An 18781-nucleotide genomic window follows, 5' to 3' on the forward strand; every position below is an offset into this window, starting at 1 on the left:
GGTCACCGATGAGTTCTGCGCGCCCGCGGCGTCTATGCCTACAGCACGCTCTGTGAACCCGGTGAGGGAGGACCCTGTGAGCATCAACCCGCTGCCGCCCGTCGTCGACATCGACACCTGGCGGACCGAACTCGAAGCACTGCGTATCCGTGAGAAGGCCGCGACCCGCGAGCTCGACGCCATCGCCGCCCAGCGCCGCCGCCTGCCGATGGTCGAACTGCCCGACTACACCCTGGAAGGTGAGGACGGCCCGGTCCGCCTGGTCGACGTCTTCGCCGGTAAGTCCCAATTGATCGTCTACAGCCACATGTGGTTCCCGGGCGAGGAATGGCAGTGCCCGGGTTGCACCGGATTCACCTCGCAATTCACCCGTTTGGAATTCCTGGACCTCTACGACGCCCGCTTCGTCATCGTCACCCAGGGCCCGATCGACGAGGCCCTCGCCTACAAACGTCGCGTCGGCAACCGGATGCCCTGGTACTCCACGGCCAACAGCCCGTTCGGCGCGGACATCGACGCCCCGCCCGGCGGCGGCTTCGGCGTCAACGTCTTCCTCCGCGACGGCGACACGGTCTACCGCACCTGGCACACCAACGGCCGCGGCGTTGAACAACTCACCCACACCTTCCCCCTCATCGACCTCCTCCCCTACGGCCGCCAGGAAGACTGGCAAGACGTCCCCACCGGCTGGCCCCAGTCCCCCACCTACAACCGCTGGCCCAGCTCCAAAGACATCGCCGCCACCTACGGCGATCCGAATACTTGAGACTGCCAACGGAATAACGAATACCCGGCCGATCAAGAATCGAGTTGGATTCCTGTCCACCATGATTCACAGCAAACCGACCGTTCCGTTCATTGTTCTGGATGCGAGTGTTGACGGTGCTGCTGTGCTGCGGAATCGGTGGCGGCAAGTCCGAAGCGCAACCCGGACCAGCCGACCCTGAGCAGGAGCAGGTGGGCGCGAGATCCCCTCGCTGAGGGTGTTGCCGAGCCGGATACCGCGGACGCTACAACCGCCACCGAGCCGCACCCAGCTGTCTCACTGCACTGACGGTGGGGGTATTGCTGGTATTGCCGTCGGCGGGTTGGTGCGCGTGGACTCTGCCGCGAGTTTGCAACGCCGGCACAGTGGAGAACCTCTGCTGACCTGCGTTCAGTCACTGCCCGCACGGGGTTCGGCGTGACCATCGAATCGGTCACAGAAGGAGTGACCCTGTTGACCGAAATCCGATCGGCCGGGCAGTCAGGGCGGGTGCGGGTTTCACCCTGGGGTGGGTGTTGCTCGATCCGTTCACAGACAAGGATTGACCCTGTCCACGTCATGATCGATACCACGCCCAGGGATGTGATGCAGATGCCTCTTGCTGCTCAGTTTCTGTCTTCTCGTCCCGGGAAGCCCGGCAGGCGAATGTGCTCGCGTGCCCGGCGCCGCATCCTTTTGTCGATGACCCTTACCGGTGGACTCATGCTGTTCGGCCCCAGCGTCCTGGGGATGTCGGGGTCGCTGCCGCTACCTGCACCACCGGCGGCCTCCGCGTCGTCGTTCGATGCCGCCTCGCAAAGCCACGGGCATCCGCCGATGCCACGGTGCCCTCACTTCGACTGCTAACTCAGTTCCCTGCCGGGCGGCGGGGGTGGTTCTCCATGTCGCGGAGGGGCGGAGGCTCCGCGCCATCTATCCGTGTTCCCCGGCCCCGGACCAGGGTGGACTGCATGCGGCACCCAGGTTCCCCTGTAACACGAACGCAGAGGCTTCGAGGCCAGACACGGTTTGCCCGAAGACCAGTTGACTTCGTCAGTCCTCATCACGCGAGTTATCGACGTCTGGTCGACGCTGGTTTTGCCGACGCGGCGGAAACATCGGCGTCTACAGCGGGTTCTTCTTGAACCAATCGGACAATCCCTGATCGGTCTTGGGACGGTTGGAGGGGGAATCGGGACCGACGGATTTGACTCGGATGGCGATGTCACTGCTCTGATCCAACGCAACGAGCGTCGGCACGGGATCGGTGAGGCAGGTGAACCGGCCGACGGTCGTGCCATTTCGAATCGACGGTTGCTCGGAAACCGTTGAACCGTCGCACGCGCGCCCGCCGGACTTCCTTATGACACCATCGAAAAACTGGGTCGCGATCGGATGGTTGGGGAATTGGAGAAACCTTGCTGTCGGCGCACCAGACTCGTTGCCGAAGCATAGAACGGCGGCGGTCGCATCGCTCACGGGTGACTCGTGTCGACAGTATCGCGGGTCGTAGGCCTTGGGCAGTTTTTTGAGCAGATCGCGGTCGGCCGGGGTGTAGTCGTCCGGGTCCCTCGGAGTAGTCAGGAATTGCGAATTCCCCTCTCCCGTGTCGTGCAGTGTCCAGTACAGGGCGGCGCTACCGCCCACCGAGTCGGTGAAGGAGAAAACCGCCATGCTCATGGCCGCGTCGTCGGTTTGGATCACGCCCGATGTCGGTGTCGTCGTGGTATTCGCGAAGCAGGCCATCCGCCCGACCTGCCTGCCGTCTCTCGTCGCGGGGCCGTCGGGGCCGGGTGGATCGTCCGGACAGTTGCTGGTCTTCAACGCTGTCTGTAACGCTACGGCGTGATAGGCCTTGCCTAGTGCGTCGGCGCTGGGAAAAAGGTGGAACTCCGCACTGGGCGTGCGGATTTCGGGAATCTCGTCGCAGGTGAGATGGGCTTTCTCCCCCAGAATCGCCTCCGGGTTCCGGTGATGACAGACGCTGCGGTTGTAAGGGTCTCCCACGTTCTTCAGCAAGGTGACGTCATCCTCGGTGAATTCGGATTTCGCCGCCCCCGGGGTCGGTGGTGTGGGCTTGTGGAGCAGCGGCCAGGCTCCGACGGCCACGACGGCGGCAACGGCCGCGGTAGCGGCGATCCAGAGGAAGCGTGGCCGACGCTTGGGTGCCGGAACGGATCTCGCCTCGGATGTGGAGGTCGCCCGGGGTGCGGGATGCGCCGCCACGGTGGGATCGTATTCGAATACGGCGAGGGGACTATGGTCTCCGGCGTCGCCGGTAGACGATGCAAGTGCGGCGTGGGCGGCGGCGGCCAGTTCGCCTGCGCTGGAGTAGCGCTCATCGGGCGACTTCGCCATGCCGCGCGCGACGACAGCGTCGATCGAGACCGGGATTCCCGGTGCGTAGCTGCTCGTCCGGGGTGGAAGTTCGATCATGTGGGCCCGCATGATCGCGGCGTCACCACCGTCGGTCGCGTAAGGGCGGGTGCCGGTCAGGCATTCGTGCAACACGCACGCCAGGGCATACACGTCGACAGCCGGGGTGGCCGGGCCGGCTCGGAAACGTTCGGGTGCCATGTAGCTGAACGAGCCGATCGCCGATCCGGTCTGGGTCAGGCGTTCGTCGGTGTTCGTGTTGGCCAGGCCGAAGTCGGCCAGGTAGGCGAACCCCTCGTCGGTGAGCAGGATATTGTCCGGCTTGACGTCACGATGGACCAGGCCGTCATGGTGTGCGGCGTCGAGTCCGGCCGCGATCTGGCTGATCACCGAGACAGCTTGCTCAGGCGGCAGCGGGCCGTGGGTTCTCACCACGTTGCGGAGGCTTTCGCCGTGCACGAGTCGCATGTCGATGTAGAGCAGCCCGTCGATCTCGCCATAGTCGTGGATCGGGATGACGTGGGGCTCCTGCAGCAGCGCGGCGATGTGGGATTCGCGCCGGAACCGGGCCCGATAGACCGGGTCGTCGGCCAGCTGTTCGGGCAGCACTTTCAACGCGACCACCCGACCCTTGGTGGTGTCGAGTGCCTCGAATACCCTGCCCATCCCGCCGGAGCCGATCAGCCGACGCAGGCGATATTTCCCGAACGCCGACCCTGGCGTCAGTGGCTGCCGTAGGTTGGTCATGACGGCCCTGCCTGCGTTGCGGGTAATGTGCGCAGGTTGGTCAAGATCGAGAATCGGCGCTTGAACATTGTCGACTTGCCAACTGGTCGACGACGCGGCTTCGGGCCCTTCGGCGAAAGTGCGACACCACTGCCACACAATCCATGACCCTTCGCATTGTAGTCCAACGGTGTTGCCCGACGTGCTACGAATGCTCGGGTATCGACCGGCTCTCGCGCCGAAACGTCCAGCGAATACTGGCAACTCACTGCTGATGGCAGCACCGTCTCGTTCCACGAACTCGCCTGGAGAACTTGGTCCGCTGCATGCTGCGCGCAGCGTGCAGCGCGCGGCCGGTACTGCGATCGCTCCGGTATACGGGCAATCGAAGAACGCCCGCGATGGCTCGCGTCCTGGCGGACACGGCGACGGCACCGCCCGATTCGCTTCTGGACGGCACGGACGGCCGGACCACCATCGCCCGTGCGTCGGGGGCGAGTGCGCGGCAGCTCACCGCCTCCGCGACCAGTTCGCGGCCCTTCTCGCGGAGAAAGGTGTAGCGCGGTAGGCATCGGCTCAGTCGCAAACATCCGCGACAAAGGTGGACGGCATTCGTGAACTCCTCGGAAGCTGGTTCGTGTATCGGCGCGCGATGGGTGAGGTCCGCCGCTTCGCTGGTAGCAGCCTCGACAAGAATCTTCGGCGCCGCCGCTCGTCCCGAATAGCCACCATAGGTGGCGATCGTTTTCACCCCCTGGGCAACATCTCCCGCCCTGGGTACCGGCACAGCACCGCTGGTCGGCGCCGATTCCATCGCGGTTGTACAACCGGCCGGTCCGCTGCGCGACGCGATTCCGCGTGTTCCCCTGGTTCCTTGTCTACGCCGGCCCGTCCGCCAGGAGTGAGACCGACGTCGGCGGCGTCGTCTGCACCGCGGACGGTGGTGAGGGCAACGGCCGCAACGGACCCGCGGACTCGAAGGGGCCCGTTGCCCCGGCTCATCGATGACGCGGTCACCGTGGGAGTCTCGAATTTCGTCTATGGGTGTCGGCGAACCGAGGTCACCGCTTCGGGTGGGTGGACCAGGGAGCAGGTGCAGATCTTCGCCACCGAGGCAACCGTGGACCGGTTGCACGCCGTGTTTCTGATGTCCTCCTGCGGTCCGCACCGCTCGGAGGTATGCGGGTTGCGCTGGACCGATATCGATCTGTCGCACGGCACATAGCGTCGAACAGAGTCACCTCGAAGTGGAGGGCGACGACCACACAGTCGGCGAACCCGAGACAGAGCGCTCGCGCCGTGCTCTGCCAACGAATGGCAACCGCTTTGCAGGAGCAGAAGACTGGCCAGAAGCGAGGCGGCCCCGACTGCCGCACCGGACGCGACAACTTCTGCTCGGCTCGGCCGTTGTTCAGCCGGTGAGCCGGCTCACCACCGCAATCCGACCATCCCCCGGAACGTCCCCTGATCAACCAGACGACAGCGCCAGTTGCGTCATCTTCCGTGCCACCGCCCCGACTTCGGCTGCGGACAGTGGGAGCGAAACATATTGGCAGGCAGCAACATCAACACCATTACCGTCAGGACGCACGGTTCCCACTACACCACCGACGTAGTAGCACCGCGTCGACTCCCAACCTCGCCGGGACTGAAGGTCATAGAAGTATTCGACGAACTCACAGAGAAAAGCGGGCTCACCTGCCAGACGAAGTCCCGTCTCCTCCAGCAGCTCCCGATCGAGAGCATCCAGACGCCCCTCTCCAGGCTCGAGACCGCCGCCAGGTAGATCCCATCTCCCCTTCTGCCCGGTGCCATCTCGAACCAGCAGCACCGCATTGTCGCAAAGTGCCACGAGGTACGCGGACGTCCGTTGGACCAGTTCAATTTCGGGCACCAGGTGGGCATCGCCGTTGATGTCACGGCACAGATACATCCTGCTCATGTGGCCTCCGGGTCGGGCCGAACCTCCCACGGACACAAGTAAGTCTGCGCCCGGCCTCGCTGAGCGCCATGGTGAGCATGATCCGCTCGCGCTCGGCGACACGCCAGAGGCGAAACGCAACGATAGGCTGGGTCCATGGCCGACGAACAAGAAGTCCCAGCCGAGCTACTCGCGGGTGATGCTATCGAGTCGCCGGAGGAGGCGACCAAACGGAAGTTCCGGGAAGCACTCGACCGAAAGAATGGCCACGCCTCCGCAGGCGGTTCCGCCCAACACTCCGCCAAGGTGCGCGGCACGCACGCTCAGGCAGGCGGCAAACGCACCTTCCGCCGCAGAGCAGGCGGCTAGACGCGGGAGCGTCACCGCAACTCCGGCTGCCACGTGAACATCGGAATGACGAAGGCCCGGTCCATGTGGACCGGGCCTTCTCATGGACCTAGTTCAGCGCGGCGTGCATCGCGACGCCATCGACGTAGGAGTGCTTCTCCTTGACCGTGCCGTCCTCGACGACGACATAGTCCGCGAGATCGATTTGGACCGGCTTGCCGGTCGAAGAGGTCCCTGTCATCTCGAACCGACTGACCCAGAAGTCCTCTCCCACACGCAGCGAAACCAGCTGGAACGTCAGGTCGGGAACGAGGGTCAAGAATCCCGCCGCCGCCTCGCGGATGGCGGTCCGGCCGCGCGCCGGCTCCTGGCCCGCGTGCAGGTGGAACAGGGAGTCGGCAGCGTGCAGCTCGGCTATCCGGTCAGGGTCGCGGTCGGCCCAGCAGGCGTGGTATCGCTCGAACAGTTCGCGAGTGGCAGCGCTCATGGTGGATGACTCCATATCTATTCAGCCGGTAGGTAATCCGGCGTCGGGGAACTTCAGTCTCGCCGGGAGCGGCGACCATGGCGACAGGCGCAGGCCTCCACTTCGACCGGCTCCGTTGTGCCTGTGCACAATTGAGGACTACGGTTGGCCGTCGTGACACGGGACACGCAGGCCGACTGGCCCCGCCTTCTCGGTGAGCTGCGAGGCGATGTGGCTGTGATCTCCGACCGGGTGACCGCCCGGATCGAGCACGAGGAGCGGGACTACGGCGATGCCGCGCTGACCCACGACGAACTGGCGACCCTGGTGGCCGACAATATCGCCGAGTTACTGGATGCCATTGCCGACAAACGCTATTCGTTGGAACCGGCCCACCGGACCGGGCGGCTCAAGGCCGAGCGAGGCCTTCCGCTGGACGGCCTGCTGCACGCTTTCCGAATCGCGGGGATGGCGGTCTGGGAAGTCATCATCGACCGTGTCGATCACCCGATGCTTCCCCAACTGTCCACCCGGGTGTGGGCCACCGTCGACGAGTACTCCATCGCCGCCGCCGACGCATACCGGCGCACCGTCGTGTCCGGAGATCAACGACCGAATCAACTGCTGTTGCGGGCCTTGCTCGATCCCGACCTCCCCGCCGCACAGCGTGAGACCCTGCGTAGCCGGATGCGCCTGCCTGCGGGAGCCACGCTCGCGGTCCTCGTCGGCGATGTTCGCCTCGCTGCGGCGGGGGTGACAACCGTCGAGACTCTGCTCGCCGACGACCGTGTAACCCTGGCCGTGGCGGCCTCGCCTCGTGCGCTCGACCACGCCTTCCGCGCCGCGACATCACAGCGGGCCGGTGCCAGCCGCCCCTTCACCGACCTCGTGTACGCACCGACCGCCCTCGACCAGGCGCGCCTCGCCCTCCTATGTCTGACACCGTCCGAGACCGGTATCCACACCTACGCCTCGGCACCGGTGCGTGCGCTGCTCGCGGCCGACCCGAGCCTCACCGCCGACGTCCTCTCCGACGTACTGGCAGCACTCGACCCTCTCCACCCCGATGATTCCAACGCTCTCGTGGAAACCGCCCTGGCCTGGTACGAGCTCGGTGGCTCCACGTCGGCCGTCGGCAAACGCCTTCACCTGCATCGCAATACGGTTTTGCACCGACTCAAGCGGATCGAGCGACTCACCGGCAAGGCTTTTGCCGTCCCGGCCGACGCCGCACTGCTGTATCTCGCACTACAGGCGAGCCTGCTACATCCCGCCTCGGGACCCGAGACATAAAAGGTTGCGGCCCCGCAGGTCTCAGACCTGCGGGGCCGCCTCTGGTGGAGCTGCCGGGAATCGAACCCGGGTCCTCCGCCGCATCTTCAGGGCTTCTCCGTGTGCAGTTCGCTATGCCTCTGCTCGGATCTCCCGGTCACGCGAACAAGCCGAGATGACGATCCCAGTCGCTGTTGGATGTCCCGTCCGGCGCCGCGACCGCGTCGGACGGTAGAGCCCTCTAGCTGATGCCAGGGACCGGGTCGAGGGCGAACCCGGGCTGACAGACACGCTTCGTTGCTTAGGCAGCGAGAGCGTAGTCGCGCTGATGAGAATCGGCGCTTATAGGGTTACAGCGACGCTTATACGGTGGTCTCCTGCCTGCACCGACACGCTTCCCCTGAATCAACGTACGCAGTCGAAACCGTTCAGCCCCGTCTGTGTTCACCGATTCAGATGAACTACCCGGCTCTCACCGGGCTACCTATCCTAACACCGAACAAACCTTGGTTCATTCCATTAACGCGCCGTCACCCGGGGGTTCCCGGGATCAGCCGCGCATGCCCTTGATGCGGCGGCCGAGTTCGCGGGTGACCTCGCGTTCGGCGTCGCGTCGGGCCAGGTCCTGGCGCTTGTCGTAGTCCTGCTTGCCCTTGGCGAGGGCCAGTTCGACCTTGACCTTGCCGTCGGAGAAATACATCGACAGCGGGACCAGGGTCAGGCTCGACTCCTTGGTCTTGCCGAGCAGCTTGTCGATCTCACGGCGGTGCAGCAGCAACTTTCGGGTGCGACGCGGCGCGTGGTTGGTCCAGGTGCCGTGCCCGTACTCGGGTACATGCAGGCCGCGCAGCCACACCTCGCCGTCGTCGATGGAGGCGTAGGCGTCGACCAGCGAGGCCTTGCCCTCACGCAGGCTCTTCACCTCGGTACCGACCAGCGCGACCCCGGCCTCGTAGGTCTCGAGGATCGCGTAGTTGTGCCGCGCCTTCTTGTTGCTGGCGATGACCTTGCGCCCCTTTTCCTTCATGTCTCCTCTATCGTCCCGTCGCTGCCCGGAGTGCCCAACCAGCTTACGGATGATCCGGCCCGAACCCGCACGGTGACGGAATCGGGCCTCGTTGTACAACCGCGCCGGCCGACGGGTTGTTCCGGTGGCCGGGACGCGCCCAGCCCGTCCCGGCGGGCCCGGTGTTAGTGATGAGAACGGTGCTGGCGTGAGCCAGTTCACAGCGACTCTCCTCGAAAGGACTTCCGTGCATACGGCTTTCATCCGCATCAAGGTCGATCCCGTGGCAGCCGACCAGGTCGCACAGGCGATGCTGACGCTGACCGCGCCCACCCTCGCAGAACCGGGCTGCCACACCTACGAGTTCTACCGCGACCAGGACGACCCGTCGCTGTTCCTGTGCTTCGAGCATTGGAATTCACGGCAGGCGCTCGACGCTCACGGCTCGACTCCGCACGTGCAGGCCTTCCTCACCGAGTTCGGGCCGCACATCCAGGTGTGGGAACAGAACCATACGACCGCGCTGGCCTGAACCGGTCCCGGCCGGAACGGGATGTTCCGGCCGGGGCGGTGCTCAGACATTCTCCCGCGAGTCGAGGACTACCTTGCTGCCCGGGGCGGCCGCGACCTGCAGGGTCCGCAGGCGCAGCAGGACCGGGTTGTCCGTCAGGAGCTTCGCGGTATTGGCCAGCGAGCGCAGGGCGGCAGCCTCGGCGCGGGCGCGCTCGAGTTCGGCTCGGCCGCGTTCGCGCGCCAGCACCGTCTCGAGGGCGGCCCTGCGGAGCTCGCCCGGGAGCATGAGGTCCTTGGCGCGAAGGCTCTCGACACGAATGCCGAGGCGTTCGACGGCCGCCGCCACGCGCTCGGCGCCCCCGCTGAGCCGGGTGCGGTCGGCGACCAGCTCGTCGAGGGTGTGCGCGGCCACGAGATCACGAGCGACCTCCTGGACCGTCGCGTAGAGCACGGTCTCCGCGGACTGGGCGCCGGTGGTGAAGGTCACCGGATCGGTGACCACCCAGTCGCCGACGAAGCTGACGCGCAGCGACAGACCGTCGCGGGTCAGCAGTTCCTGGCCGCCGACCTGCAGCAGACGCGGGCGCATATCGACGGTGACCAGGGTGCAGCGCTCCTTGTTGTAGCGGTGCCGCCCGGGGCCGAGAACCTCCCGCAGGGTGCCGTCCTCGAATCGCAGCGTGCGCTGGTATTCCATGACCGTCTTGTGTTCCATGACCGTCGTGAACATGTGTATCTCCTTCCCCCACAGTGGTTTCGGCGTGACCGGATACGCCTCGCCCGACCACGGGACCGCGTCGGGGGCGTCCCCCGACCGAAGTCGGGGAGCCCGCAGGGCCGCGGCGCCGTACCCGATCGGGTGAGGCGTACCGGTGAAGGGAATCGAACCCCGGCAGATTTGTTCTGCGCCAACCTGAATGACGTGGCCGCCCTCGAACGGGGAATACGATCCGGAGATTCCGGGGCACCTCTCGAACAGCCGGGACCCACGGTAGCCACGGCATCGCGGTGCACGCCAATGATTTTTGGGCCCGGGATGGACGCTGAAATACAGAAAGGCCCTTCAGCATTCGCTGAAGGGCCTTCTCAGTAGTCCCGACGGGATTTGAACCCGCGCTACCGCCTTGAGAGGGCGGCGTCCTAGGCCGCTAGACGACGGGACCAGGTCGCTCGCTGCGATCCGTGGACCGCGGCAGCTCCGAAAGCTTATCGCGGCGCCGCCCAGCAACCAAATCGCCTGCTACTGGACGTGCGCGAGGTCATTTCCGGACACTGGTCACTGGTAGTCGGGCGGGAGCTCGTCGAAGTCCGGTGGCGCTTCGTCGGGCCAGGGGATCTCGTCGGCGGGGGTGATGGTGGCCGGGCTCGGCTTCGGCGCAGCGGCCGGCGCGGCGCCGAACCGCGAGGAGCGCCGCTCGGGGACCGCGGATTGCGAGCTCGCCCCCGGAGCCGCGGACCGAGATCCCTGGGACGAGGCCGCCGACCGGCCGGGCGGCGTGGCGACGGCGGAACCGGAAGCCGGTGCGGAGCTTGATGTTTCGGTGCTCGAACCGCCCGCGACGACCACTTCCAGCACGCCCTCACCGTATTTGGCGCGCTTGTTCTCCCCGATGCCGGAGATGCCCGCGAGATCGGACAGGGTGGCGGGTTTGCGGGTGGCGATCTCGCGGAGGGTGGCGTCGTGGAAAACCACGTAGGCGGGGACGCCCTGTTCCTTGGCGGTGGCCGCGCGCCAGGCGCGGAGCTTTTCGAACAGGTCGGTGTCGGACTGGCTCAGGTCGCCGGCGGCCAGGCGGGATGCCTTGGCGGGCTTGGCGGTTCGGGCGGCCTTGGCGCGTTCGGGCTCACGCCGGAACATGACCTGGCGCTTCTCGAACAGCACCTGGTTGCTGGCGTCGGTGAGGGTGAGCACACCGTAGTCGCCGTGCACGGCGAGCAGGCCCTGGGCCAGCAGCTGGCGGACGACGCCGCGCCACTCGATGTCGCGCAGCTCGGTGCCGATGCCGAACACCTTCAGCTCGTGGTGTGCGTGCTGCTCCACCTTGGGATTGCGCTTGCCGATCAGAATGTCCACGATGTGGCCCGCACCGAAGCTCTGGCCGCGTTCGCGTTTGAGCCGCAGCACGGTGGAGAGCACTTTCTGGGCGGGCACGGTGCCGTCCCACGCCTCGGGCGCGTTGAGGCAGGTGTCGCAGTTGCCGCAGCGCTCACCCTGCTGACCGAAGTAGGCCAGCAGCTGGACGCGGCGGCACTGCACGGTCTCGCAGAGCGCGAGCATGGCGTCCAGGTGCAGTTGCAGCTGGCGGCGGTGCATGGCGTCGCCGTCGGAGGAGTCGATCATCTTCCGTTGCTGCACAACGTCACTGAGGCCGTACACCATCCACGCGGTGGACGGCTGCCCGTCGCGCCCGGCACGGCCGGTCTCCTGGTAATAGCCCTCGACCGACTTGGGCAGATCCAGGTGTGCGACGAAGCGCACGTCCGGCTTGTCGATGCCCATGCCGAAGGCGATGGTGGCGACCACCACAAGCCCGTCCTCACGCAGGAACCGCGCCTGGTTGGTCGCGCGGATGCGATTGTCCAGCCCCGCGTGGTACGGCACGGCTTCCACGCCATTGGCGGTCAGGAAGGCCGCGGTCTTCTCGACGGAATTGCGCGAGAGGCAGTAGACGATGCCCGCGTCGCCGGCGTGCTCGGTCTGGATGAACGAGAGCAGCTGGTGCTCCGGCCGATTCTTGGCCTCGATCCGGTATTGGATATTGGGCCGGTCGAAGCTGGCCACGAAGTGCTTGGCGCGGGTGAGGTCCAGCCGCTCGGCGATCTCCTTGCGGGTGGCCTCGGTCGCGGTGGCGGTGAGCGCGATGCGCGGCACGTCCGGCCAGCGCTCGTGCACCATCGACAGGCCCAGATAGTCGGGCCGGAAGTCGTGGCCCCACTGCGAGACACAGTGCGCCTCGTCGATGGCGAAGACCGAGATCTTGCCGCGATCCAGCAACTGCGCGGTGGACTCCAGCCGCAGCCGCTCCGGTGCGAGGTAGAGCACATCCAGCTCGCCCGCCACGAATTGCGCCTCGACCGTGCGCCGTTCATCGGGGAACTGGGTGGAGTTCAGGAATCCGGCGCGCACGCCGACGGCATTGAGGGCGTCCACCTGGTCCTGCATGAGCGCGATGAGCGGTGAGATCACCACGCCCACGCCCGGCCGCACCAGCGCCGGAATCTGATAGCACAGCGATTTGCCGCCGCCGGTGGGCATGAGCACCAGGGCGTCGCCACCGGCGATCACCTGGTCGACGATCTCCCGCTGCGGCCCGCGAAAACTGTCGTACCCGAACGTCTTTCGCAGCACCTGGTGCGCCGGATCACTTCCGGCGGCATCCAGGTTTCCGACTACGGTCTCGACCTCCGGCGCGCTCACGCCCGCAATCCTACGGACACCACCCGACACCGGAATGCCGTTGGCCCGTATGCGCCGAACTTCGCACCCGGTGGATGCCTCGTGTCCGTAGGCGACAAACTGATCTCGTACCGATTGGGGTAACTCACCGGGTACGTCCAAAATCGGTTCGGCACCCAACCGTCGGCACCGGTGCGCAACGGCTCACGGTACTCGGCCGTCCGCTGAAGTCGCGGAGAGGCGGGGGAGCACCCTTACTCGCGGACGTAGTACCGAAGCGCGGCATATGCCGTGAGAGCGGCGAATCCGACACCGATCGGTGTGACGATCATCGCTACGGCCGCGATGTCGTCGCCGGTGATCCGCGGCAGCACCTGGTCGTTGAACAGCGACCCCAGCGCCCGGTTGATCACCAGCGGTTGCGCGACGAACAGACCGCACACCGCCAGCACCGATCCCACCAGCGCGGCCAGCACCGCCTCCAGCAGGAACGGCAGCTGCGTGTACCACCGCGTGGCACCGACCAGCCGCATGATGCCGACCTCGGTCTTGCGGGCCAGCGCCGCCACCTGAACCATATTGGCGATCAGCAGCAGCGCCGCCAGCGCCTGCAGCGCCGCCAAACCGAAGGCGGCATTGCGCAATCCGACGAAGAAGCTGACCAGCCGGTCCACGATGTCCATGTCATTGAGCACGGTCATGACGCCGGGCCGCTTGGAGAAATCGTCATAGATGGACCGATATTTGGTGACATCGTCGAGCTTCACCCGGAACGAGGAGGGCAGCCCGTCCTTGCTCACCTCGTCGGCGAGCCCGGGCTGATCCTTGAAGGTGGTCTCCTTGACCTCCTTCACCGCGTCCTGGCTGTTGATGTACTGCACGTTCGCCACATAGTGGTGCTTCTTCAGATCCGCCATGAGCGAGGCGCACGGCTGCCCGGTGCAGTCCGGATCGGTCTTGGAGACCTGATCGTCGAGATACAACCGGATCTCGACACGCTGGACGTAGTAGTCCTGGATCTTGTCCGCCATGCGCACCGCCAGCAGACCGCCGCCCAGCATGGTCAGCGACACCGCGGTGGTGAGGATCATGGCGATGGTCATGGTGACATTGCGGCGCAGGCCGGTGAAGACCTCGCTGAACAGGAATCCCGCGCGCATTACCGGCCCACCCCGTACACGCCCATCTCGTCGTCGCGCACGATGCGCCCGCGGTCGAGTTCGACCACGCGCCGGCGCATGGCATCGACGATGGTGTTGTCGTGGGTGGCCATGACGACCGTGGTTCCGGTGCGGTTGATGCGTTCGAGCAGCGTCATGATGTCCTGACTGGTCTCCGGGTCGAGGTTGCCGGTCGGTTCGTCGGCCAGCAGTACCAGCGGCCGGTTCACGAAGGCGCGCGCGAGCGCCACCCGTTGCTGTTCACCGCCGGAGAGCTCACCCGGCAGCCGGTCGGCCTTGCCGGCGAGGCCGACCATGTCGAGCGCCTCGGGCACCGAGCGATTGATGAATGCTCGCGATTTGCCAATCACTTCCAGCGCGAAGGCCACGTTCTGTTCCACGGTCTTCTGCTGCAGCAGCCGGAAATCCTGGAAGACGCAGCCGATGCGCTGGCGCAGCTTGGGAACCTTGCGCCCGGGCAGCCTGTCGACCCGGAAGTCGGCGACCCACACCTCACCGGTGGTCGGCTTCTCGTCCTTGAGCAGCAGCCGCATGAACGTGGACTTTCCGGAGCCCGAGGGCCCGATAACGAAGACGAACTCGCCTTTTCCGATATCGACGGAGACATTGTCCAGCGCGGGCCGCGTCGAGGTCTGATACGACTTGGTGACGTTGCGCAGGGTTATCACGGGGAGCCAGTGTAGCCAGCACGACGCAGCGGCCGACTACACCGCGCGGACTCGGGCTCAGCGGCCCGTGTGCCCGGAAGTGTTTGGCAGATAGTTGCTGAGCATGGTGTTCATGATCGGCGGGGTGCTGTTGGTCTCGTGTTGGGCGGGCTTGACGAAGATGTACAGAACGAATGTTGCCACCCACACGGCCATCAGGATCGCCGTGGACTTACGCATTCTCTTAATCAGCACCGACACTGAGACCCTCCCGGCGCAACGCGGCGGCCACTCGCACCCGCAAGTCGCGCCCGACTTCGAACTGTTTGCCCGGCAGCGTCCGGGCCACCATCTTGATGTTCATCTGATTGACGGTGAGATCTTCGACACCCATGACGGTCGGCTCGTCCAGCAGCAGTGCTTTGAGCTTGCGATCGGCGAAGGCCTTGGCCCCCACCTCGCGCAGGATCTCGTTGACCTTGTTGATGTCGGCGGTGGCGGGAACGGGCACGTCGATGGCGGCGCGCGCCCAATCCTTCGACAGGTTGGTCACTTTCACGATCTGACCGTTCGGGACGGTTATCACTTCGCCGTCGGCGCTACGCAGCGTCGTGATGCGCAGCGTGACGTCCTCGACCGTACCCTCGGCCTCGGTCGAATTGCCAGTGACGGCGATGCGCACGACATCGCCGAAGCCGTACTGCCTTTCGGTGATCAGGAAGAATCCGGCGAGCAGGTCCTGCACGATCCGCTGCGCCCCGAAACCCAGGGCGGCGCCGAGCACCGCGGCCGGGGCGACCAGTCCGCCGAGCTCGAAACCCATGCGCCGCAAGACTTCCAGCGACACCAGGAAGTAGACGATGGACAGCACCACCCAGGTGATGACCTGCGCCAGCGCATGCCGGTGCTTGGCCGCCTCCGATCGCACCAGCGAATCGCTGCTGCGGAAGCCGGCGTCGATCTTGCGAGTGATGCGGTCGCGCACGAAGGTCGCGGCGCGACTGAACAGCATGGCGCCGACGACCAGCAGCACGATCTCGAGACCGCTCGAACGCAGCCAGTTCCCGAGATCGGCTCCGGTGCCGGCGGCGAGAACTGCGCCCATTTTGCCTCCGCTTCGCTCCGGCGGTTCGCGGCCCTCGTAACCCCGGTCTTCCTTCCTCCGCTTCGCTCCCCCGCTACGTCAGTCCAGACCGGGGCAGGCCGCGAACACCGAAGTGAGCCGCCAACAATGGTTAGTTTGTCGCCTGCTCCCGCATGCGCCAACGGATGCCGGATTCGATGAAAGCATCGATGTCGCCGTCGAGCACGGCGGAGGGGTTGTTGACCTCGTAACCGGTGCGGAGATCCTTGACCATCTGGTACGGGTGCAGCACATAGGAGCGCATCTGGTTACCCCAGGACGCGCCCTCGTTGGTCTTGAGCGCGTCCATCTGGGCGCGTTCTTCCTGGCGCTTGCGTTCGAGCAGCTTGGCCTGCAGCACGCGCATGGCCGAAATCTTGTTCTGCAGCTGCGATTTCTCGTTCTGACAGGTGACGACGATGCCGGTGGGGATGTGGGTGAGGCGGACCGCCGAGTCGGTGGTGTTGACCGACTGGCCGCCGGGGCCGGACGAACGGTAGACGTCGACCCGCACCTCGTTCTCGGGAATCTCGATGTGGTCGGTGGTCTCGACCACCGGCAGCACCTCGACCTCGGCGAAGGAGGTCTGGCGGCGGCCCTGGTTGTCGAACGGGCTGATGCGGACCAGGCGGTGCGTGCCCATTTCCACCGACAGCGTGCCGTACGCGTAGGGCGTCTTGACCGCGAAGGTCGCCGACTTGATGCCCGCCTCTTCCGCATACGAGGTGTCGTAGATCTCGACCGCGTACTTGTGGCCCTCGGCCCAGCGCACGTACATGCGCATGAGCATCTGCGCCCAGTCCGCGGCGTCCACGCCGCCCGCGCCGGAGCGGATGTTGACCAGCGCCTCACGCTTGTCGTACTCGCCCGAGAGCAGGGTCCGGACTTCCATGGCCTCGACATCGGCATGCAGGCTCGCCCGCTCCGAATCGGCGTCGGCGAGCGCGGCCGTGCGATCCGCACCCTCTTCCGCCTCGGCGAGCTCATAGAGCACGGGCAGATCCTCGAGCCGCTGGCGGAGGTCGCGCACCCGGCGCATTTCACTCTGCGCGTGGGAGAGCTGACTGGTCACGCTCTGCGCGTGTTCCTGGTTGTTCCACAGCTCCGGGTCGGCCGCCTGCTGCTCCAGCTCGTCGATGCGGCGAGCCAGCTCGTCGATGTCGAGCACCGACTCGATGGTCTTCAGAGTCGTGTCGAGTTCGGCCAGATCAGCGGAGACGTCAGGATGCACGATGTTCAAGGCTACCCCGCCTCCCCGAGCCTTCAGCGGACGGCCAAGTGCCGTAGTCACTTAGGCACCCGTGCCGGCGGTTGGGAGCCAACCCGATTTTGGACGTACCCGGTGAGTTACCCCGACCGTTGCGAGATCAGTTGCCACCTCTCGAACGGGACAAGAACCCGCCACCAGGCATTATCTCGATAAATCACCCGGCGACGGCGCGGAGGCCGCCTGGGCGGCGGCCCACCAGGCGGTCCAGGGCCTGGGCGGTGGCGTCGTCGGCCGGGAGGTAGACCATGAGGAATTGGTCGTCGTCGGCGGAGAGGTTCAGGGTTTCGTATGCCAGTCGCAGGGGACCCGACTCGGGGTGGGTGAGGCGGCCCACACCATTGGTGTCGGGAAGGCCGGGGAGGGTGTCCAGGCGGCGGGTGAATTCGGGGCCGACGGTGGCGGCCAGCTCATCCATGAGGGCACTGACGTGGGGATCGGCGCGGCCGGGGCCCTGTTTGAGGGTGGCGACCACCTTGTCGGCCTTCTGTTCCCAGTCCGGGTAGGCGTCGCGGGCGCGCGGGTCGGCCAGGACGTAGCGGGCGTAACTGCCGGGCAGACCGCCGTCGAGCAGGCCGATCGGGCCGAACAGGGCACGGTAGCCGTCGGTCACCGCGAGGATCTCGCTGAGCCGGTTCATGATGGCCGCGGGCGCGGGTTCGAGTTGATCCAGCATGGCCTGCACGGCCGGGCGGATGCGGCGGTTGGGCCCGGAACCGCCGCGGCAGCTGAAGTTCGGATCCCCGGCCTTGACGAAATTGAGCAGGTGCACCCGTTGCGCCGGGGTCAATCGCAGCGCGTCGGCCAGCGCGATCAGCACGGGCGCGGACGGGTGCCGGTCGCGGCCCTGCTCCAGCCGGGTCAGGTACTCGACGGAAACTCCTGCGAGTGTGGCCAATTCGGCGCGGCGCAGGCCGGGTGTGCGGCGGCGCGGCCCCGTCGGCAGGCCCACTTCGGCGGGCGTGACCGCCTCCCGGCGCAGCCGCAGGAACAGACCCAGCTCGTTCTCACTCACCTATTCGACGCTAGCAACGGGAGCGATTCTTATCGTGTCCCTGCCACTACCACCCTCAGCATGGTCTCCCTAGCGCTCGGCCGGGCTCGCAGAGTTGATCTCGAGCGGCCGACCGGTCGCGGCGAATCTCGAAGGAGACCCACAATGACCAGCACTCCCCTGCGCCTCGCGGTGATCATCGGCAGCGTCCGGGAGGGCCGCTTCGGACCGGTGGTGGCGAACTGGTTCGCCGAGCAAGCCCGCGTCCACGGGGGGTTCGAGGTGGATGTCATCGACCTGGCCGACTACCCGCTGCCGCACGCCCTGCCCGCCGTCTCGCCGCTCATGGACCCGAACCCGGTGCGCCCCGGCAATACCGCCGAGCTGGCCGAGCGACTGGCCGACGCCGACGCCTTCGTGGTCGTCACGCCCGATATCAACCGCAGCTTCCCGGCCTCTCTGAAGACCGCGATCGATTGGCACTTCACGCAGTGGGATCGCAAAACGGTCGGATTCGTCGGCTACGGCGGCAGCACCGGCGGCCTGCTCGCCATCGAGTCCCTGCGCACGGTATTCAACGAACTCAACGCCCACACCGTCCGCTCCACCGTCACCTTCTCCCGCTACTTCCTGCACTTCGCCCCCGACGGCACCCTCCCCAACCCCACCGAATTCGACGAATCCGCCGGCCGCCTCCTCGAGCAGCTCCACTGGTGGGCGACCGCCCTCACCGCGGCCCGCACGGCCGCCGTCCACGCATGATCGGCGGGTGGCACACCGGCGAGCGCGATATCGGGCA

At 66.2% G+C, this 18781-nt stretch carries 18 protein-coding genes, 1 tRNA gene and 1 other RNA gene; 6 read left to right on the plus strand and 14 right to left on the minus strand.

Annotated features, from left to right (window positions below; translation table 11 throughout):
• The first annotated feature begins 76 nt into the window (after window positions 1-76).
• Window positions 77-766: a DUF899 domain-containing protein gene (locus ACQP1O_RS34770; RefSeq protein WP_433562592.1), complete on the plus strand. Its 690-nt coding sequence runs from the start codon at window positions 77-79 to the stop codon at window positions 764-766.
• 1104 nt (window positions 767-1870) lie between these two features.
• On the opposite strand, the gene ACQP1O_RS34775 is transcribed toward ACQP1O_RS34770, so the two are convergent.
• A complete protein-coding gene (locus ACQP1O_RS34775; protein WP_433562593.1) occupies window positions 1871-4144 on the minus strand; it encodes a serine/threonine-protein kinase in 2274 nt (757 codons plus the stop codon).
• 691 nt (window positions 4145-4835) lie between these two features.
• Here ACQP1O_RS34775 and ACQP1O_RS34780 point away from each other — a divergent pair.
• A complete protein-coding gene (locus tag ACQP1O_RS34780) occupies window positions 4836-5072 on the plus strand; it encodes a hypothetical protein (protein WP_433562594.1) in 237 nt (78 codons plus the stop codon).
• Between the two features lie 243 nt (window positions 5073-5315).
• On the opposite strand, the gene ACQP1O_RS34785 is transcribed toward ACQP1O_RS34780, so the two are convergent.
• Window positions 5316-5789 (minus strand): NUDIX domain-containing protein, encoded by a 474-nt coding sequence (locus ACQP1O_RS34785; protein WP_433562595.1) that lies wholly within the window; start codon window positions 5787-5789, stop codon window positions 5316-5318.
• Window positions 5790-5924: 135 nt separating this feature from the next.
• On the opposite strand from ACQP1O_RS34785, the gene ACQP1O_RS34790 reads away from it, so the two are divergent.
• On the plus strand, window positions 5925-6137 hold the full coding sequence (locus ACQP1O_RS34790) for a DUF5302 domain-containing protein (RefSeq protein ID WP_379379247.1): 213 nt from the start codon (window positions 5925-5927) through the stop codon (window positions 6135-6137).
• 88 nt (window positions 6138-6225) lie between these two features.
• Here the strand turns inward: ACQP1O_RS34790 and ACQP1O_RS34795 are convergent, their stop codons facing one another.
• On the minus strand, window positions 6226-6603 hold the full coding sequence (locus ACQP1O_RS34795) for a nuclear transport factor 2 family protein (RefSeq protein WP_433562596.1): 378 nt from the start codon (window positions 6601-6603) through the stop codon (window positions 6226-6228).
• Window positions 6604-6756: 153 nt separating this feature from the next.
• Between ACQP1O_RS34795 and ACQP1O_RS34800 the strand changes: the two genes are divergently transcribed.
• Window positions 6757-7875: a PucR family transcriptional regulator gene (locus ACQP1O_RS34800; RefSeq protein WP_433562597.1), complete on the plus strand. Its 1119-nt coding sequence runs from the start codon at window positions 6757-6759 to the stop codon at window positions 7873-7875.
• 42 nt (window positions 7876-7917) lie between these two features.
• Here ACQP1O_RS34800 and ssrA read toward each other — a convergent pair.
• Together ssrA and smpB are read right to left on the minus strand one after the other, a co-directional pair.
• Window positions 7918-8290: a transfer-messenger RNA gene (gene ssrA / locus ACQP1O_RS34805) on the minus strand.
• A gap of 114 nt (window positions 8291-8404) precedes the next feature.
• Window positions 8405-8881 carry an SsrA-binding protein SmpB gene (gene smpB, locus ACQP1O_RS34810; RefSeq protein ID WP_154787106.1) on the minus strand — a complete coding sequence of 159 codons (477 nt, stop codon included), beginning with the start codon at window positions 8879-8881 and terminating at the stop codon, window positions 8405-8407.
• A gap of 187 nt (window positions 8882-9068) precedes the next feature.
• Between smpB and ACQP1O_RS34815 the strand changes: the two genes are divergently transcribed.
• Window positions 9069-9392 carry a putative quinol monooxygenase gene (locus ACQP1O_RS34815; RefSeq protein WP_433562598.1) on the plus strand — a complete coding sequence of 108 codons (324 nt, stop codon included), beginning with the start codon at window positions 9069-9071 and terminating at the stop codon, window positions 9390-9392.
• Between the two features lie 42 nt (window positions 9393-9434).
• On the opposite strand, the gene ACQP1O_RS34820 is transcribed toward ACQP1O_RS34815, so the two are convergent.
• The 9 genes from ACQP1O_RS34820 to ACQP1O_RS34860 form a co-directional block, all read right to left on the minus strand.
• Window positions 9435-10103 carry a slipin family protein gene (locus tag ACQP1O_RS34820; RefSeq protein ID WP_433562599.1) on the minus strand — a complete coding sequence of 223 codons (669 nt, stop codon included), beginning with the start codon at window positions 10101-10103 and terminating at the stop codon, window positions 9435-9437.
• Window positions 10104-10463: 360 nt separating this feature from the next.
• Window positions 10464-10536: transfer RNA gene (locus ACQP1O_RS34825), tRNA-Glu, on the minus strand.
• A gap of 113 nt (window positions 10537-10649) precedes the next feature.
• A complete protein-coding gene (recQ, locus tag ACQP1O_RS34830; protein WP_433562600.1) occupies window positions 10650-12791 on the minus strand; it encodes a DNA helicase RecQ in 2142 nt (713 codons plus the stop codon).
• Between the two features lie 233 nt (window positions 12792-13024).
• The gene (gene ftsX / locus ACQP1O_RS34835; RefSeq protein ID WP_433562601.1) at window positions 13025-13930 is read right to left on the minus strand and encodes a permease-like cell division protein FtsX; all 906 of its coding nucleotides are present in this window, start codon (window positions 13928-13930) and stop codon (window positions 13025-13027) included.
• Window positions 13930-14619 carry a cell division ATP-binding protein FtsE gene (ftsE, locus tag ACQP1O_RS34840; protein ID WP_033090942.1) on the minus strand — a complete coding sequence of 230 codons (690 nt, stop codon included), beginning with the start codon at window positions 14617-14619 and terminating at the stop codon, window positions 13930-13932. The genes ftsX and ftsE overlap by 1 nt, the downstream gene beginning before the upstream one ends.
• A 57-nt stretch (window positions 14620-14676) precedes the next feature.
• Window positions 14677-14859, minus strand: a complete 183-nt coding sequence (locus tag ACQP1O_RS34845) for a hypothetical protein (RefSeq protein ID WP_433562602.1) — start codon at window positions 14857-14859, stop codon at window positions 14677-14679.
• Window positions 14843-15703 carry a mechanosensitive ion channel family protein gene (locus tag ACQP1O_RS34850; RefSeq protein WP_433562603.1) on the minus strand — a complete coding sequence of 287 codons (861 nt, stop codon included), beginning with the start codon at window positions 15701-15703 and terminating at the stop codon, window positions 14843-14845. The genes ACQP1O_RS34845 and ACQP1O_RS34850 overlap by 17 nt, the downstream gene beginning before the upstream one ends.
• A gap of 130 nt (window positions 15704-15833) precedes the next feature.
• On the minus strand, window positions 15834-16952 hold the full coding sequence (prfB, locus tag ACQP1O_RS34855; RefSeq protein ID WP_433562604.1) for a peptide chain release factor 2: 1119 nt from the start codon (window positions 16950-16952) through the stop codon (window positions 15834-15836).
• A 193-nt stretch (window positions 16953-17145) separates the two neighbouring features.
• Entirely contained in the window at window positions 17146-18003 is an 858-nt protein-coding gene (locus ACQP1O_RS34860; protein ID WP_433562605.1) for a helix-turn-helix transcriptional regulator, read from the minus strand.
• 144 nt (window positions 18004-18147) lie between these two features.
• Here ACQP1O_RS34860 and ACQP1O_RS34865 point away from each other — a divergent pair, with 144 nt between their 5' ends.
• The gene (locus tag ACQP1O_RS34865) at window positions 18148-18744 is read left to right on the plus strand and encodes an NADPH-dependent FMN reductase (RefSeq protein ID WP_433562606.1); all 597 of its coding nucleotides are present in this window, start codon (window positions 18148-18150) and stop codon (window positions 18742-18744) included.
• The last annotated feature ends 37 nt before the right edge of the window (window positions 18745-18781 follow it).

The organism is Nocardia sp. CA-151230 (assembly GCF_050942175.1).
Lineage (GTDB): Bacteria > Actinomycetota > Actinomycetes > Mycobacteriales > Mycobacteriaceae > Nocardia.

Excerpts from the sequence above, each read along its gene's own strand:
- ACQP1O_RS34785 (WP_433562595.1), bottom strand. The coding sequence starts at position 5,789 with ATGAGCAGGATGTATCTGTGCCGTGACATCAACGGCGATGCCCACCTG.
- ACQP1O_RS34790 (WP_379379247.1), top strand. The coding sequence starts at position 5,925 with ATGGCCGACGAACAAGAAGTCCCAGCCGAGCTACTCGCGGGTGATGCT.
- ACQP1O_RS34795 (WP_433562596.1), bottom strand. The coding sequence starts at position 6,603 with ATGAGCGCTGCCACTCGCGAACTGTTCGAGCGATACCACGCCTGCTGG.
- smpB (WP_154787106.1), bottom strand. The coding sequence starts at position 8,881 with ATGAAGGAAAAGGGGCGCAAGGTCATCGCCAGCAACAAGAAGGCGCGG.
- ACQP1O_RS34820 (WP_433562599.1), bottom strand. The coding sequence starts at position 10,103 with ATGTTCACGACGGTCATGGAACACAAGACGGTCATGGAATACCAGCGC.
- ftsX (WP_433562601.1), bottom strand. The coding sequence starts at position 13,930 with ATGCGCGCGGGATTCCTGTTCAGCGAGGTCTTCACCGGCCTGCGCCGC.
- ACQP1O_RS34850 (WP_433562603.1), bottom strand. The coding sequence starts at position 15,703 with ATGGGCGCAGTTCTCGCCGCCGGCACCGGAGCCGATCTCGGGAACTGG.
- ACQP1O_RS34865 (WP_433562606.1), top strand. The coding sequence starts at position 18,148 with ATGACCAGCACTCCCCTGCGCCTCGCGGTGATCATCGGCAGCGTCCGG.